The 250-nt window shown below is 64.8% G+C and carries 1 protein-coding gene; it reads left to right on the top strand.

The window, feature by feature from the left end:
- On the top strand, positions 1-250 hold a 250-nt coding region (locus ACQG3P_RS21120), incomplete at both ends, for a hypothetical protein (protein WP_426806146.1).

The raw sequence follows: 250 nt of genomic DNA, 5'->3' as shown, positions 1-250 counted from the left end.
TCACCGAGCTGATGGCCGGCATGACGGTCGAGGAAAAAGTCGGCCAGCTGGTGCAGGGCGACATCGCCTGCATCACGCCGGATGACGTGCGCAGGTTTCGATTGGGCTCCATCCTTGCCGGCGGCAACTCCGATCCGGGCGGCCGCTATGACGCCAAGCCCGCCGAATGTCTGGCGCTGGCCGATGCATTCTACGAAGCCTCGATGTACACCGCGCAGGGCGGCAAGTCCATCCCGGTGCTGTTCGGCAT

This window comes from Stenotrophomonas sp. SrG (assembly GCF_050031795.1).
GTDB lineage: Bacteria > Pseudomonadota > Gammaproteobacteria > Xanthomonadales > Xanthomonadaceae > Stenotrophomonas > Stenotrophomonas rhizophila_A.
This window is presented reverse-complemented; position numbering and strand designations above follow the sequence as displayed.